This window comes from Comamonas sp. w2-DMI, from assembly GCF_040187735.1.
Taxonomy (GTDB): domain Bacteria; phylum Pseudomonadota; class Gammaproteobacteria; order Burkholderiales; family Burkholderiaceae_C; genus Comamonas; species Comamonas terrae.
In genome coordinates, this window is the sequence record NZ_JBANEL010000001.1 from 276,950 (window position 1) to 290,946 (window position 13,997).

16 protein-coding genes and 1 tRNA gene are annotated in these 13,997 nt (G+C 63.8%); 14 read left to right on the forward strand and 3 right to left on the reverse strand.

Features of this window, described 5'->3' with window-relative positions; translation table 11 throughout:
* Window positions 1-13 precede the first annotated feature (13 nt).
* The 5 genes from V8Z74_RS01200 (at window position 14) to tatC (ending at window position 3,514) form a co-directional block, all read left to right on the forward strand.
* Complete coding sequence (locus V8Z74_RS01200; protein ID WP_349707500.1) at window positions 14-1,045, forward strand: patatin-like phospholipase family protein; 1,032 nt, start codon at window positions 14-16, stop codon at window positions 1,043-1,045.
* A gap of 169 nt (window positions 1,046-1,214) precedes the next feature.
* On the forward strand, window positions 1,215-1,589 hold the full coding sequence (locus V8Z74_RS01205; RefSeq protein WP_349707502.1) for a histidine triad nucleotide-binding protein: 375 nt from the start codon (window positions 1,215-1,217) through the stop codon (window positions 1,587-1,589).
* A gap of 118 nt (window positions 1,590-1,707) precedes the next feature.
* The gene (gene tatA / locus V8Z74_RS01210; RefSeq protein WP_066473449.1) at window positions 1,708-1,944 is read left to right on the forward strand and encodes a Sec-independent protein translocase subunit TatA; all 237 of its coding nucleotides are present in this window, start codon (window positions 1,708-1,710) and stop codon (window positions 1,942-1,944) included.
* Between the two features lie 17 nt (window positions 1,945-1,961).
* The gene (gene tatB / locus V8Z74_RS01215) at window positions 1,962-2,465 is read left to right on the forward strand and encodes a Sec-independent protein translocase protein TatB (protein WP_066473446.1); all 504 of its coding nucleotides are present in this window, start codon (window positions 1,962-1,964) and stop codon (window positions 2,463-2,465) included.
* Window positions 2,466-2,701: 236 nt separating this feature from the next.
* The gene (gene tatC / locus V8Z74_RS01220; RefSeq protein ID WP_066473435.1) at window positions 2,702-3,514 is read left to right on the forward strand and encodes a twin-arginine translocase subunit TatC; all 813 of its coding nucleotides are present in this window, start codon (window positions 2,702-2,704) and stop codon (window positions 3,512-3,514) included.
* 235 nt (window positions 3,515-3,749) lie between these two features.
* Here the strand turns inward: tatC and V8Z74_RS01225 are convergent, their stop codons facing one another.
* A complete protein-coding gene (locus tag V8Z74_RS01225) occupies window positions 3,750-4,907 on the reverse strand; it encodes a S1C family serine protease (protein WP_066473432.1) in 1,158 nt (385 codons plus the stop codon).
* Window positions 4,908-5,270: 363 nt separating this feature from the next.
* Here V8Z74_RS01225 and V8Z74_RS01230 point away from each other — a divergent pair, with 363 nt between their 5' ends.
* From V8Z74_RS01230 to pdxA, 3 genes are all read left to right on the forward strand, one after another.
* The gene (locus V8Z74_RS01230; RefSeq protein ID WP_066473429.1) at window positions 5,271-6,596 is read left to right on the forward strand and encodes an MFS transporter; all 1,326 of its coding nucleotides are present in this window, start codon (window positions 5,271-5,273) and stop codon (window positions 6,594-6,596) included.
* A 90-nt stretch (window positions 6,597-6,686) separates the two neighbouring features.
* The gene (locus V8Z74_RS01235) at window positions 6,687-7,439 is read left to right on the forward strand and encodes a Nif3-like dinuclear metal center hexameric protein (RefSeq protein ID WP_349707505.1); all 753 of its coding nucleotides are present in this window, start codon (window positions 6,687-6,689) and stop codon (window positions 7,437-7,439) included.
* A gap of 62 nt (window positions 7,440-7,501) precedes the next feature.
* Entirely contained in the window at window positions 7,502-8,572 is a 1,071-nt protein-coding gene (pdxA, locus tag V8Z74_RS01240) for a 4-hydroxythreonine-4-phosphate dehydrogenase PdxA (protein ID WP_349707507.1), read from the forward strand.
* Window positions 8,573-8,708: 136 nt separating this feature from the next.
* Here the strand turns inward: pdxA and mscL are convergent, their stop codons facing one another.
* Entirely contained in the window at window positions 8,709-9,152 is a 444-nt protein-coding gene (mscL, locus tag V8Z74_RS01245; protein WP_066473424.1) for a large conductance mechanosensitive channel protein MscL, read from the reverse strand.
* Between the two features lie 147 nt (window positions 9,153-9,299).
* On the opposite strand from mscL, the gene petA reads away from it, so the two are divergent.
* The 6 genes from petA (at window position 9,300) to V8Z74_RS01275 (ending at window position 13,569) form a co-directional block, all read left to right on the forward strand.
* Entirely contained in the window at window positions 9,300-9,902 is a 603-nt protein-coding gene (gene petA / locus V8Z74_RS01250; RefSeq protein WP_349707509.1) for a ubiquinol-cytochrome c reductase iron-sulfur subunit, read from the forward strand.
* Window positions 9,903-9,916: 14 nt separating this feature from the next.
* The gene (locus tag V8Z74_RS01255) at window positions 9,917-11,332 is read left to right on the forward strand and encodes a cytochrome b (protein WP_066473419.1); all 1,416 of its coding nucleotides are present in this window, start codon (window positions 9,917-9,919) and stop codon (window positions 11,330-11,332) included.
* Between the two features lie 17 nt (window positions 11,333-11,349).
* A complete protein-coding gene (locus V8Z74_RS01260; RefSeq protein WP_349707511.1) occupies window positions 11,350-12,105 on the forward strand; it encodes a cytochrome c1 in 756 nt (251 codons plus the stop codon).
* 100 nt (window positions 12,106-12,205) lie between these two features.
* The gene (locus V8Z74_RS01265; protein WP_066473414.1) at window positions 12,206-12,817 is read left to right on the forward strand and encodes a glutathione S-transferase N-terminal domain-containing protein; all 612 of its coding nucleotides are present in this window, start codon (window positions 12,206-12,208) and stop codon (window positions 12,815-12,817) included.
* 87 nt (window positions 12,818-12,904) lie between these two features.
* Window positions 12,905-13,411, forward strand: coding sequence for a ClpXP protease specificity-enhancing factor (locus tag V8Z74_RS01270; protein WP_349707513.1), 507 nt, complete (start codon window positions 12,905-12,907; stop codon window positions 13,409-13,411).
* A gap of 82 nt (window positions 13,412-13,493) precedes the next feature.
* Window positions 13,494-13,569 (forward strand) — tRNA-Thr (locus V8Z74_RS01275).
* 81 nt (window positions 13,570-13,650) lie between these two features.
* Here V8Z74_RS01275 and V8Z74_RS01280 read toward each other — a convergent pair.
* Entirely contained in the window at window positions 13,651-13,956 is a 306-nt protein-coding gene (locus tag V8Z74_RS01280) for a hypothetical protein (RefSeq protein ID WP_066473409.1), read from the reverse strand.
* Window positions 13,957-13,997: the final 41 nt, after the last annotated feature.

The window sequence follows — 13,997 nt, forward strand, 5'->3', positions numbered from 1 at the left end:
ACAGGATCCATATATGGCCCAGGCAACGCAAACCGTGCTCAATCTGGCCCTGCAGGGCGGTGGCTCCCACGGGGCGCTGACCTGGGGCGTGCTCGATGCGTTGCTGGAGGACGAGACGCTGGTGCTGGAAGGCATCAGCGGCACCAGCGCCGGCGCCATGAATGCGGTGGTGCTGGCCCACGGCTTCGCGCAGGCCGCGGCCGAGGAAAAAACGGTGGATGCCGCGCGCCAGCGGGGCCGCGAACTGGCCCGCAAGTCGCTGCGCGATCTCTGGGAAGGCGTGGGCGCCATGGGCAGCCTGACCTGGGGCGTGCCGCTGGCCAACGGGCCGCTGATGGGCATGCTCAACCACTTCTGGTCGCCCTACCAGACCAATCCGCTCAATTTCAACCCGCTGCGCAAGCTGCTGGAAGGGATTGTTGATTTCGAGCAGCTCGTGCATCCCGCCCATCCCTCGGCGGTGCCCAAGCTCTTCGTCTGCGCCACCAATGTGCGCACCGGGCGCGGCCAGATCTTCTCGGGCGAGAAGGTCACGGCCGACGCCATCATGGCCTCTGCCTGCCTGCCGCAGCTGTTCAAGGCCGTGGAGATCGACGGCGAATACTACTGGGACGGCGGCTTTTCGGGCAATCCCGCGCTATATCCGCTGATCTACGGCACGCGCAGCCGCGACATCCTGCTGGTGCAGATCAACCCCAAGGAGTCGATCGAGCTGCCGAGCACGGCCGGCGACATCATGGACCGCATGAACGAGGTGACCTTCAACGCCAGCCTGCTGGCCGAACTGCGCGCCATCGAATTCGTTACCCGGCTGCTGGAGCAAAAGCGCCTGGATTCCGAGCGCTACAAGCATGTGCTCATGCACCGCATCGACGGCGGCGCGGTCCTGAAGGGATACGGCGCCTCCAGCAAGACGCGGGCCGACATCAACATGGTGCACGATCTGTTCGACCTCGGGCGTGAGCAGGGCCAGCGCTGGCTGCACGAGCACCGGCAGGACATCGGCGTGCGCCAGACCCTGCGTTTCAACGACAATGCTGTGTGATGACCTCCTGAGCGGCTGCGCCGCGTTCCCCGGGAAGGGGCGGCGTGCAACGGGACGACGGCCTTTGCTGCGGGGCGGCGCGGCCGGCTTGGGCCCTCTGGCCGTTTCTCGCCTGGAACGCGCCCGTCTCAAGAGGTGAGTGGCGCAACCATTGAATTGATAAGTACGCATGCACGACCACGATTCCCACTACGATTCCAGCTGCATTTTCTGCCGCATTGCCAAGGGCGAGATTCCGTCGCGCAAGGTATACGAGGACGAGGAAGTCTTTGCCTTCCACGACATCAACCCTTCGGCGCCCGTGCACTTCCTGATGATTCCCAGGAAGCACATCCCGTCCATGGCCCAGGTCTCGGCCGGCGATGCCGCGCTGCTGGGCCGCATGCTGGCGCTGGCCCCGCGGCTGGCCGCGGAGCAGGGCTGCAATCCCTATCCCGACGGCGGCTTTCGCCTGATGGTCAATACGGGGACCGAAGGCGGCCAGGAGGTGCACCACCTGCACATCCACGTGCTGGGCGGCCCCCGCCCCTGGAAGAAAGGGTGACCCCCCGAGGCGCGGCGCTGGTTGCCGGCGCCCAAGCCCGTGCTGCTTTTGTGGGGCATTGGGCGGCGGCCTGCGCGGTGGCCGTCTAAAATGGATTGCAATTCGTTAGGAGATAGTCATGGGTTCGTTTTCCATCTGGCACTGGCTGATCGTGCTGCTCATCGTGGTTCTGGTGTTCGGCACCAAGAAGCTCAAGAACATCGGCACCGACCTGGGCGGCGCGGTCAAGGGCTTCAAGGACGGCATGAAGGACGGTGCCAGCGACGGCAGCAGCGATGCTGTGGCCGGCCAGGTCGCCAACCAGAATGCCGCCGACAAGGCCACGATCGACGTGGAAGCCAAGCAAAAGAGCTGATCCGGCGGCACTGACACATGTTTGATATTGGCCTGTCCAAAATGGCGCTCATCGGAGCCGTGGCCCTGGTGGTCATCGGTCCCGAGAAGCTGCCGCGCGTGGCCCGCATGGCGGGCACCATGCTTGGAAGGGCGCAGCGCTATGTGGCCGACGTCAAGGCCGAGGTGAACCGCTCCATGGAGCTCGACGAGCTGCGCAAGATGAAGGAGAGCGTGGAGACCGCGGCGCGCGATGTGGAGCAGAGCATCCACGCGCAGACTTCCCAGCTGGAAAAGGGCTGGGAAGACGCCACCCGGGACCTGCGCGACGATGCCCCGATGACTTCGGCCTCGGCCTTCGAATCCGGCGTCGATTCCGGCTCGCACAGCGCCGTGGTGCCCACCTACCGGCATCCGCGCAAGAACTGGCGGGTCAAGCGCGCGGCCGTGCCCCAGTGGTACAAGGCCCGCGCCGGCGTGCGCACCAAGGCCCAGTCGGGTGCGGCGCGCGTGGCGCGCTTTCGTCCGCAGAAGTTCCGCTAGCATGCTGGCACGCGGCCAGCGGGCCGTCGCTTTCCCGGCACCCCGCCCTGGCGGCCGCATTCGCAGACCCGAGGGCCCGCATTGGCGGGCCTGCGGATTTTCAGGAGCCGCATCCTCCAAAAAGGCGCCTGGCGCTGCGGCCACCCGGCCCGCACGCTGCCTGGGCCTGCGGAATGCGGGCCGTGTTTCTGTTTCCAGCGCACAGGGCGGCACCGGCCCTGATCCCGTTTTGCACCATGTCCGATTTTTCTCCTAAAGAAGACGAGCTGGCCGGCACCGAGCAGCCGTTCGTGCAGCACCTGATGGAGCTGCGCGACCGCCTGCTGTACTGCATTTACGGCATTGCAGTGGCCGTCATCGCCCTGAGCCTGTGGCCCGGCCCCGACAGGCTGATGGACTTCATCGCCCATCCGATCAAGGCCCATATGCCGCCCGACGCCAAGCTGATTGCCGTGGGCGTGTTTTCGCCGTTCTTCATACCGCTCAAGGTCTTGCTGATGGTGGCCGTGCTGGCCGTGCTGCCCTGGCTGATGTACCAGATCTGGGCCTTTGTGGCGCCCGGCCTGTACAGCCACGAGAAGAAGTTCGCGCTGCCGCTGATCGTCTTCGGCAGCCTGCTGGCCTACATGGGCATCGGCTTCGTGCAGTTCTTCGTGCTGGACAAGATGTTCAACTTCATCCAGCACTTCACGCCTTCCAGCGTGGCGGCCACGCCCGACATCGCCTCGTACGTGGAAGCCATTTTGTCGCTGTACCTGGCGTTTGCCGCGGCCTTCCAGGTGCCCATCGTGGTGATGCTGCTGGTGCGCTTCGACCTGGTGGACATTGCCAAGCTCAAGTCCTTCCGCGGCTACTTCGTGGTGCTGGCCTTCATCGTGGCCGCCGTGCTCACGCCGCCCGACGTGATTTCGCAGCTGGCGCTGGCCGTGCCCATGTGCCTGCTCTACGAAGTGGGGATTCTGGGCGCGGGCTGGTTCAGCCGCGTCTCGCGCGCGCCCGACGAGGAAGGGACGCAGACCGCGGTCGACAAGCCGGCCGACGGCCAGTGACCGTTGCGCCAGGAGCGCGTACCCTGCAGCAGGGCCCCGGGAGCAATTCCGGGGCCTTTTTTTGATAGCTGCCTGCGCCCAATGAATAAGAGGTTAGGGCTGGTTTTGTATTGAACCGATGATCGGGATGGCGCCTGCAGCTATGGTTATTGAAGTGCGGTGCCGGTGACTCCGATGGTTCCAGCATGAAAAAAGCCGGTGCGAAGCGCCGGCTTTTGCGTTGTGCCGCGGTGGCTCAGCGGCGGCGTGGCTGCTGCTGGGCCGCATTGGCCGAGGGCCGCAGGCCGGGCGTGATGTTGAGCTCCACGCTGCTGTCGCCGCGGCGCACGTCGAAGGTCGTGGCCTGGCCGGGCTTGAGGGCGGCCACGGCGGTCAGCAGTTCCGAGACGTTGCGCGTGGGCGTGTCGCCCACCTTCACGATCACGTCACCCGGGCGCATGCCGGCCTGGGCGGCAGGACCGGCCTGCAGCACGCCGGTGATGATGACGCCGGAATCGGCCTTGACGCCGAAGGTTTCGGCCAGCTCGGGAGAGAGCTCGTTGGGCTCGACGCCGATCCAGCCGCGCGTGACCTTGCCGTCCTTGACGATGCCGTCCAGCACCATCTTGGCCGTGGAGACGGGGATCGCAAAGCCTATGCCCATGCTGCCGCCCGAGCGCGAGTAGATGGCCGTGTTGATGCCCAGCAGGTTGCCGCTGATGTCCACCAGCGCGCCGCCGGAGTTGCCGGGGTTGATGGCGGCATCGGTCTGGATGAAGTTCTCGAAGGTGTTGATGCCCAGCTGGCTGCGGCCCAGCGCGCTGATGATGCCGCTGGTCACGGTCTGGCCCACGCCGAAGGGATTGCCGATGGCCAGCACGCGGTCGCCCACGGCCACCTGGTCGGAGTTGCCCAGCACGATGACGGGCAGCTTGTCCAGGTTGATCTTGAGCACGGCGAGATCGGTCTCGGGATCGGTGCCGATGACGGTGGCCTTGGCTTGGCGGCTGTCGGTCAGCGTGACCTCGATGTCGTCGGCGCCCTCGACCACATGGTTGTTGGTGAGGATGTAGCCATCTGGACTGATGATGACACCACTTCCCAAACCAGATTGCTCCTGCGGGCCCTGGTCGCCGAAGAAGAACTGGAACCAGGGATCGTTGGCGCGTGGATGGCGCACGGCCTTGCTGGTGTTGATGCTGACCACGGCCGGAGCCGCCTTGCGCGCGGCCGGCGCAAAGCTGCCGGGCGCCGTCTCGCCGGCGGGCAGGGCGGGTGCCTGCAGCAGCGAAATACCGGCGTTGCTGCGCGTAGCCTGGCTGCGGAGCCAGTCTGGCTGCAGGGTTGCTACTACAAAATACATAGCCACCAGAACGGTGACGGCTTGGGAAAACAGCAGCCAGGTGCGTTTCATGTAATCCGTATGAATAAAGGGCGGGACAAGGCCCCATTGTGAAGCATGGCCGCCGCAATGGGCGTGGCAAGAAAAACGGCCGCCGCGATGCCTAGCGCAAACCCGGCAGGAATGCAGCGCCCGCAAGGCATAGGAATGCTGTCGCATATAGTTTTTTCAGTGCGGCAGCCATGAGTGCTAACCCTAGAATGAATTTTCGACTGCGCCTGCATCGCCGTTTGCCGAAGTGGCCGCCCACCAAGCGGCCGTGTTCGGATGGACTGGGCCTGGCACACCAGGCCTGCCGTGACCGGTTTGCCGCTGCACGCTGACCCGTTGCCGCGGCGACTTCCGCGCTGTCTTGCTGTTCGCTCTAGGAAACACATGACTACGCTTGACCATGCATTGCCTGCCGCCCCGGCGGCCGGCGTGCCCCACCGTTCTCTGAATCGCGAGGACTACAAGACCCTGGGCCTGTCTGCCCTGGGCGGAACGCTGGAGTTCTACGACTTCGTGGTGTTCGTCTTTTTCGCCAATGTGATCGGCTCGCTGTTTTTCCCGGCCGCGATGCCGGACTGGCTGCGCCAGCTGCAGACGCTGGGCATTTTCGCGGCCGGCTATCTGGCGCGCCCCATCGGCGGCATTCTGATCGCCCACTTCGGCGACATCCTGGGCCGCAAGAAGATGTTCACGCTGTCCGTCTTCCTGATGGCGCTGCCCACGCTGATCATCGGCCTGCTTCCCACATACGAGAGCTGGGGCATTGCCGCGCCCATCCTGCTGCTGCTGATGCGCGTGATGCAGGGCGCGGCCATCGGCGGCGAGATGCCCGGTGCCTGGGTCTTCGTGGCCGAGCATGCGCCGGCCAAGCGCTACGGCTTTGCCATCGGCTCGCTGACTTCGGGCATTACCGGCGGCATCTTCCTGGGCTCCATCATCGGCGTCTGGCTCAACAGCACCTACAGCTCGGCCGAAATCCACGACTGGGCCTGGCGCATCCCGTTCCTGCTGGGCGGCGTGTTCGGGCTGGTATCGGTGTATCTGCGCAAGTTCCTGCATGAGACACCCATCTTCCAGGAGCTGCAGGCACGCAAGCAGGCCGACCGCGAGCTGCCCATCAAGACCATCTTGCGCGAGCATCGCCAGGCCTGCGTGGTGGTGGCGCTGATGACCTGGGTGCTGTCCACGGCCATCGTGGTGGTGATTCTGTTCACTCCCTCGTATCTGCAGAAGGTGTTCCACATCGTGCCGGCCATGGCGCTCAAGGCCAATGCCGTGGCCACGGTGACGCTGACGATCGGCTGCGTGTTCTGGGGCTGGCTGTCCGACAGGATCGGCACGCGCGGCGCCATGGTGCTGGGCTGGGGCGGCATGACGCTCACCACCTATCTGTTCTATCTGAACCTGCCGGGCACCGAGGCCTCGCTGGTCTGCACCTATGCGACCGTGGGCTTCTTCGTGGGCAGCATCTCGCTGCTGCCGGTGGTGGGCGTGAGGGCCTTCCCGCCGGAGGTGCGCTTCACCGGCCTGTCCTTCTCCTACAACATGGCCTATGCCGTGTTCGGCGGCCTGACGCCCATGCTGGTGTCGGTGTGGCAGCAGGTGGATGTGCTGGCCCCTGCCCACTATGTCGCCGCCATGGGCGTGCTGGGCGTGGCCATGGGCTTCTGGCCGCTGGCATGCAAGGGATGGCAGGCGAAGAAGGCCTGATGGCGGCTTGATTCCGCATGACGGATCCGGGGCGGCCTGCGGGCTGCCCTTTTTCATGTCCGGCCCGCGCCTGCTTGGCACAATAGCCGCATGAGCATTGAGCGAAACCAACTCCTGTCCTGCTTCGACGGCCTGCTGCAGCCCGAGCGCTTCAAGGACTATGGCCCCAACGGCCTGCAGGTCGAGGGCAGGCGCGAGATCAAACGCCTGGTCAGCGGCGTGACGGCCAGCCGGGCACTGATCGAGGCTGCGATTGCCGACAAGGCCGACGCCATCTTTGTGCACCACGGCCTGTTCTGGCGCGGCATGGACGGGCGCATCACCGGCTGGCTCAAGGAACGCATCCGCCTGCTGCTGGCGCACGACATCAATCTGTTTGCCTACCATCTGCCGCTGGATGCCCATCCCGCGCTGGGCAACAATGCGCAGCTGGGGGCGCGGCTGGGCCTGCAGGGCGAGGCAGCTTTTGGCGAGCAAAACCTGGGCTGGCTGGCCAAGGCGGACTTTGCCTCGGCGGAGCAACTGGCCGCCCATGTCCGTGCTGCGCTGGGGCGCGAGGTCACCGTGGCTGACGGCCCGGCCCCAAAGCCGCTGCGCAGGATTGCCTGGTGCACCGGCGGCGCCCAGGGCTTTTTCGAAGCCGCGATTGCCGCAGGCGCCGATGCCTATATCACGGGCGAGATCTCCGAACCGCAAGCCCATCTGGCGCGCGAAACCGGCACTGTCTTCATTGCGGCCGGCCACCATGCGACCGAGCGCTACGGCGCTCCCGCGCTGGCGGCCCATGTGGCGGCGGAGCTGGGGCTGGAGCACCGTTTCATCGACATCGACAATCCGGCCTGATACTTTCAATCTGATCGCTTGAAACGCTTGGCTGCAAAGCGCTGGATGCTGATTTCACTGCCATGTCCCCTACCTCTTCCATACCAGACGCCACCGCCCCCATCGCCATCACCCAGGGCGACAGCGCCGGCATCGGCCCGGAAATCATTGCCAAGGCCTTTGCCGGCTCTGCGCAGCACCTGCAAGGCTGCTTTGTGGTTGGCGAGCTGCAGACGCTGCGCCGTGCCACGGCGCTGGTTGCCCATGTGTGCGGCGGCGAGCAGGGCATTGCGCAGCCGATTGCCGTGATCGACAAGCCCCGGGACGCATGGAGCGTGCCGCCCGGCACCATCCCCCTGCTGGCGCTGCCGGATCTGCCAGGTCCCCAGCCCTACGGAGAGGTCAGTGCCCTGGCCGGGGAGGCTGCCGCACGCTGCGTGACCTGGTCCGCGCAAGCAGCCTTGCGTGGCGAGATTGCGGCGCTGGTGACCGCGCCGCTGCACAAGGAGGCGCTGTCGCTGGCCGGTGTGAAGTTTCCCGGCCATACCGAGCTGCTGCAGGCCGAGGCCGCAGCCCATGCGGGCGTGCCGCTGGCCGAGATGCCGGTGCGCATGATGCTGGCCAACGACGAGCTGCGCACCGTGCTCGTCAGCATCCATGTCTCCCTGCGCGAGGCGATTGCCGCGGTGACGCAGCCCCAGGTCCTGCAGACGCTTCGCATCACCCATGCGGCACTGTCGCGCCACCTGGGCCGCGCGCCACGCATCGGCGTGGCAGGGCTCAATCCGCATGCAGGCGAGGGCGGGCTTTTCGGCGAGGAAGAGATCGCCATCATCGCCCCGGCCATCGCCCAGGCTGGCGCCGAGGGAATGGATGTCCATGGGCCGTTTGCGCCGGACACGATCTTCATGCGGGCGCGCAACGCGCCCGGCCACCCCGGTGAATTCGATGTGGTGTTGGCTATGTACCACGACCAAGGGTTGATCCCAGTCAAATATCTGGGCGTGGAAAAAGGCGTCAATGTCACGCTGGGGCTGCCGCTGGTGCGCACCAGCCCCGACCATGGCACGGCCTTCGACATTGCGGGCCGGGGTGTGGCCGATGCGGACAGCCTGGTCGAGGCCGTGCGCATGGCCCGCAGCCTGGCGCTGTGACTCTCTGGGGTCGCTGTGACACGGCCACGGGTGCGGCTGCTGCGCGAAGCAAGGCCTGACTTCCTGGGATCGGGTCGCACCAAAAAAGCCCGCCAGGCGCATTGCCTTGGCGGGCTTTGGATTGCGTGGAGATGGCTTAGCGGGGGCGGTTGAGGCTGTCGCGGATCTCGCGCAGCAGCACGATGTCCTCGGGGGTGGGCGCAGGGGCGGCAGGTGCCTCCGGCTCGGCCGGCGCCTGGCGCTTGAGGCGGTTGATCTGCTTGATCATCATGAAGATGATGAAGGCGAGAATCAGGAAGTTAACGGCAACAGTGATGAAGTTGCCGTAGGCAAACACGGGAACGCCGGCTTTCCGGAGCGCATCCAGTGTCATGGGCGTGCCATCCGGCACATGGCCCAGCGTGATGAACAGATTGGAGAAATCCAGCTTGCCGAACACCAGGCCGACAACCGGCATGATGAGGTCGTTGACGACAGAATCGACGATCTTGCCGAATGCTCCGCCGATGATCACGCCGACTGCCAGATCTACCACGTTTCCCTTGATTGCGAACTCGCGGAATTCTTGCATCATCCCCATAGCAATTCCAGTCACTGAGAGTTTGAGATAGCGCAGTATTGCGCGACTTTGGTATCTGTCAACGTCAGACGGCGGCTGGAATAACCATGACCCCACCGCTACAATTTATCGCTGACCCCAATCAAGCGATGTACTTCGAGGAAATCCATGAGTGACTCTCCAGTGGACTCCAGCAAACGCACGTGGATCATCACGTCGGCATGCGCTGGTGCCGTGGGCGGCGTGGCGACAGCCGTCCCTTTCGTGAGCTCCTTCCAGCCCTCCGAGAAGGCGAAGGCAGCCGGTGCAGCGGTAGAGGTGGACATTTCCACCCTCAAGGAAGGCGAGAAGCTCACCGTAGAGTGGCGCGGCAAGCCGGTATGGATCATCAAGCGCACATCCGAACAGCTCAAGGATCTGCCATCGCTCGACGGTGAGCTGGCCGACCCCAAGTCCGAACGGCATCCCGACGAATTCACTCCTCCCTACGCGCGCAACGAGAATCGCTCCATCAAGCCCGAAGTCCTCGTGGTGGTCGGCATCTGCACGCATCTGGGCTGTTCTCCCACGGACAAGTTCCAGGCCGGCCCCCAGCCCTCGCTGCCCAGCGACTGGAAGGGCGGCTTTCTGTGTCCCTGCCATGGCTCGACCTTCGACATGGCCGGCCGCGTGTTCAAGAACAAGCCCGCGCCGGACAACCTTCAGGTGCCCCCGCACATGTATCTGTCTGACACCAAGATCCTGATTGGTGAAGACAAGAAGACCGCCTGAGGGAGACAAGAGCAATGGCCCACGAATTCAAGCAAATTGACCCGAACGCCACCTCCGGCGCCAAGGCCATGAACTGGCTGGAGAACCGCTTTCCGACGGCATTCGACGCCTATCGCGTCCACATGTCGGAATACTACGCGCCCAAGAACTTCAACTTCTGGTACATCTTCGGCTCGCTGGCGCTGCTGGTGCTGGTGATCCAGATCGTCACCGGCATCTTCCTGGTGATGCACTACAAGCCGGATGCCGACAAGGCATTTGCCTCGGTCGAGTACATCATGCGCGACGTGCCCTGGGGCTGGCTGATCCGCTACATGCACTCCACGGGTGCGTCTGCTTTCTTCATCGTCGTCTATCTGCACATGTTCCGTGGGCTTCTGTACGGTTCCTACCGCAAGCCGCGCGAACTGGTATGGATCTTCGGTTGCGCCATCTTCCTCGTGCTGATGGCCGAGGCCTTCATGGGCTATCTGCTGCCCTGGGGCCAGATGTCGTACTGGGGCGCCCAGGTGATCGTGAACCTGTTCTCCGCGATACCCTTCATCGGCCCCGACCTGGCGCTGCTGATCCGTGGCGACTATGTGGTGGGCGACGCGACGCTGAACCGGTTCTTCAGCTTCCATGTGATAGCGGTGCCGCTGGTGCTGCTGGGTCTGGTCGTGGCCCATTTGCTGGCGCTGCATGACGTGGGCTCGAACAATCCCGATGGCATCGAGATCAAGGGCCCGAATGCGCCCAAGGATGAAAAGGGCCGTCCGCTCGATGGCGTGCCGTTCCATCCCTACTACACGGTGCATGACATCTTCGGCGTGACGGTGTTCCTGTTCCTGTTCTCGGCCGTGGTTTTCTTTGCCCCCGAGTTCGGCGGCTATTTCCTGGAATACAACAACTTCATTCCGGCCGATCCGCTCAAGACACCCAACCACATCGCGCCCGTCTGGTACTTCACGCCGTTCTATTCGATGCTGCGTGCCATCACCAGCGAGATGATGTATGTGCTGATCGCCTGCGTGGTGCTGGGCGCCGGTTATGGCATCCTCAAATCGCGCCTGCCCTCTTTTGTCAAGGGCGCAGTGGGTGTGATTGCCCTGGGTGTGATCGCCATGATGCTATCCATCGACGCCAAGTTCTGGGGCGTGGTGGTCATGGGCGGTGCCGTCATCATCCTGTTCGCGCTGCCCTGGCTCGACTGCAGCCCGGTCAAGTCGATCCGCTATCGTCCCAGCTGGCACAAATATGTGTATGCCGTGTTTGTGCTGAACTTCGTCATCCTGGCCTATCTGGGGGTCCAGCCTCCGTCGCCGGTGGGCGAGAAGGTGTCGCAAGTCGGTACGCTGTTCTATTTCGGCTTCTTCCTGCTCATGCCGTGGTGGAGCCGCAAGGGCGAGATGAAGGCCGTGCCCGAGCGCGTGACATTCAAGCCACACTGAAGCTGGAGAAAACAACAATGAAGAAGTTCATCCTCACCTTGGTGGCGGCTGTGGGTTTTGCTGCCGGAGCCCAGGCCTCCGAAAGCGGCATCCATTGGGACAAGGCGCCGGTCAACACCACCGATACCGCTTCCTTGCAGAACGGCGCCAAGCTGTTCGTCAATTACTGCCTGAGCTGCCACTCCGCCGCCTTCATGCGCTTCAACCGCCTGAAGGACATCGGCCTGACCGATCAGGAGATCAAGGACAACCTGTTGTTCACCACTGACAAGGTGGGCGAGACCATGAAGGCCGCCATCAATCCCAAGGAAGCCAAGGAGTGGTTCGGCGCCAATCCGCCGGACCTGACGGTGATTGCGCGCTCGCGTGCCGGGGCGGGCGGCACGGGTGCCGATTACCTCTATACCTTCTTGCGTACTTTCTACAGGGATGACACCAAGGCCACAGGCTGGAATAATCTCGCCTTTCCTAGCGTAGGCATGCCGCATGTGCTGTGGCAGCTGCAGGGTGAGCGCCGTGCCGTCTTCGAGGAGGTCGAGGAGCACGGCTCTAAAACCCAGGTCTTCAAGGGTTGGGAACAGCTGTCTCCCGGCACGATGACCTCAGTGCAGTACGATCAGGCCGTTGGCGATCTGGTGAATTACCTGCAATGGATGGGGGAGCCGGCCCAGAACACGCGCACCCGGGTAGGGGTTGGCGTGCTGGTCTTCCTGGCCTTCTTCATCTTTGTGGCATGGCGCCTGAACGCCGCGTTCTGGAAAGACGTCAAGTAAAACTTTGCTGCCGCGCAGATGCTGTCTGCAGCCAAACCGTGTTAGTGCAGAGTGGGCGCCGTGGGTGTCCCACTCTTTTTGATTTTTAGGAGCCTCCACCATGATGGTGCTTTATTCGGGAACGACCTGCCCCTTTTCACACCGCTGCCGCTTTGTGCTGTTTGAAAAAGGCATGGATTTCGAAATCCGCGATGTGGACTTGTTCAGCAAGCCCGAAGAAATCAGCGTGATGAATCCCTATGGCCAGGTGCCGATCCTGGTGGAGCGCGACCTGATCCTGTACGAATCGAACATCATCAACGAGTACATCGACGAGCGCTTCCCCCATCCCCAGCTCATGCCTGGCGACCCGGTGGACCGCGCCCGCGTGCGCCTGTTCCTGCTGAACTTCGAGAAGGAACTGTTCGTGCATGTGAGCGCTCTGGAAGAGCGCAATGCCAAGGGCAACGAAAAGGCCCTGGAAAAGGCGCGCGCCCATATCCGCGACCGCCTGACGCAGCTGGCTCCCGTGTTCCTCAAGAACAAGTACATGCTGGGCGAGAACTTCTCCATGCTGGACGTGGCCATCGCTCCGCTGCTGTGGCGCCTGGACTATTACGGCATTGAGCTGTCCAAGAACGCCGCCCCCCTGCTCAAGTACGCCGAGCGCATCTTCTCGCGCCCGGCCTACATCGAGGCATTGACGCCGTCCGAAAAGGTGATGCGCAAGTAAGCTGCGCAGCAACCGGAGCGGACAGGGCGGGGCAATCCTCCGCCTGTCCGCTTTTCTGTCTTTGGAATCCCTGGGTCTGGAACTGACATGAACACCCCTGAAGCAACCTCCACCCGCCCGTACCTGCTGCGGGCCTTGTTCGAGTGGTGTACGGACAACGGCTTCACTCCCCATATCGCCGTGCGCGTGGACCGTACGGTGCAAGTGCCGATGGAGTTCGTGCGTAACGGCGAGATCGTGCTCAACATCAGCTACGACGCCACCAGCGGCCTGCTGATCGGCAACGAATATGTCGAATTCAAGGCGCGTTTTGGCGGCAAGCCGCGCGAGATCATGGTGCCGGTGGCCAATGTCATGGCCATCTATGCGCGCGAGACCGGCCAGGGCATGGCTTTCCCGCCCGAGGAGGGTGCGGAGGCTGCCCAGGAGCCCCTGGAGGAAATGGTCGAGGACGATGCGGCTGAGGGCGGCGAGGTCGAAGCCGATGAGCGCGTGGTGCAGCTGGTTACGGCCAAAAGCGACGACGATGAACCGCGTACACCGCCGCCAGCCGCTCCCGCAGGCGGCCGCCCGGCCCTCAAGCGCGTGAAGTAAGCCGCAGCCGGACCGGAGCATGCGGACAAAAAATTCGGCAGTCGGCCGAGGGGCTGGATTTCTGGGCTAGAATGCGGGCTGCGCCGGTTTAGCTCAGTTGGTAGAGCACCCGCCTTGTAAGCGGTAGGTCGTCAGTTCGAATCCGACAACCGGCACCAAACAGGTCTCTTCGGAGGCCTTTTTTCGTTTCTGCGGAAGATTCCTGTTTACAGGCAGCAGGAGCGGCACGACCATGGCGGCTAGCTCTGCACCTTGAGACGGATCTGTGCCACGTTCCAGCCCTTGGTGCGCAGATGGGCGGCCATGGCGGGCAGCAGCTGGCGCACCTTGGCGGCCGCCGCATTGTTCTTGACCAGCAGGCACCAGCTGTCGCCTTCGATGGGGCCGGCCTGCAGGCTGCCCCGCAGCATGGGAGGGACCAGCGGCAGGATGGCTGCCAGACGGTTGCTGGAATCGCGCGTGAGTTCGGCCAGGCGTGCCAGCGTGGGCGAGGTTTGCACCGCTGCAATGGCGGTGATGGCATGGTGGCGTCGGGTCGCGGTCATCGGTACGTGGCAAATGCAAGGGCAGGGCGCAGCTTACCCCG

Bases quoted from the DNA above. Each gene is read 5' to 3' on its own strand.
- V8Z74_RS01265 (WP_066473414.1), top strand. From the start codon at position 12,206: ATGATGGTGCTTTATTCGGGAACGACCTGCCCCTTTTCACACCGCTGC.
- mscL (WP_066473424.1), bottom strand. From the start codon at position 9,152: ATGGGGATGATGCAAGAATTCCGCGAGTTCGCAATCAAGGGAAACGTG.
- V8Z74_RS01260 (WP_349707511.1), top strand. From the start codon at position 11,350: ATGAAGAAGTTCATCCTCACCTTGGTGGCGGCTGTGGGTTTTGCTGCC.
- petA (WP_349707509.1), top strand. From the start codon at position 9,300: ATGAGTGACTCTCCAGTGGACTCCAGCAAACGCACGTGGATCATCACG.
- tatB (WP_066473446.1), top strand. From the start codon at position 1,962: ATGTTTGATATTGGCCTGTCCAAAATGGCGCTCATCGGAGCCGTGGCC.
- V8Z74_RS01280 (WP_066473409.1), bottom strand. From the start codon at position 13,956: ATGACCGCGACCCGACGCCACCATGCCATCACCGCCATTGCAGCGGTG.
- pdxA (WP_349707507.1), top strand. From the start codon at position 7,502: ATGTCCCCTACCTCTTCCATACCAGACGCCACCGCCCCCATCGCCATC.
- V8Z74_RS01235 (WP_349707505.1), top strand. From the start codon at position 6,687: ATGAGCATTGAGCGAAACCAACTCCTGTCCTGCTTCGACGGCCTGCTG.
- V8Z74_RS01225 (WP_066473432.1), bottom strand. From the start codon at position 4,907: ATGAAACGCACCTGGCTGCTGTTTTCCCAAGCCGTCACCGTTCTGGTG.
- V8Z74_RS01205 (WP_349707502.1), top strand. From the start codon at position 1,215: ATGCACGACCACGATTCCCACTACGATTCCAGCTGCATTTTCTGCCGC.
- V8Z74_RS01255 (WP_066473419.1), top strand. From the start codon at position 9,917: ATGGCCCACGAATTCAAGCAAATTGACCCGAACGCCACCTCCGGCGCC.
- tatA (WP_066473449.1), top strand. From the start codon at position 1,708: ATGGGTTCGTTTTCCATCTGGCACTGGCTGATCGTGCTGCTCATCGTG.
- V8Z74_RS01200 (WP_349707500.1), top strand. From the start codon at position 14: ATGGCCCAGGCAACGCAAACCGTGCTCAATCTGGCCCTGCAGGGCGGT.
- V8Z74_RS01270 (WP_349707513.1), top strand. From the start codon at position 12,905: ATGAACACCCCTGAAGCAACCTCCACCCGCCCGTACCTGCTGCGGGCC.
- tatC (WP_066473435.1), top strand. From the start codon at position 2,702: ATGTCCGATTTTTCTCCTAAAGAAGACGAGCTGGCCGGCACCGAGCAG.
- V8Z74_RS01230 (WP_066473429.1), top strand. From the start codon at position 5,271: ATGACTACGCTTGACCATGCATTGCCTGCCGCCCCGGCGGCCGGCGTG.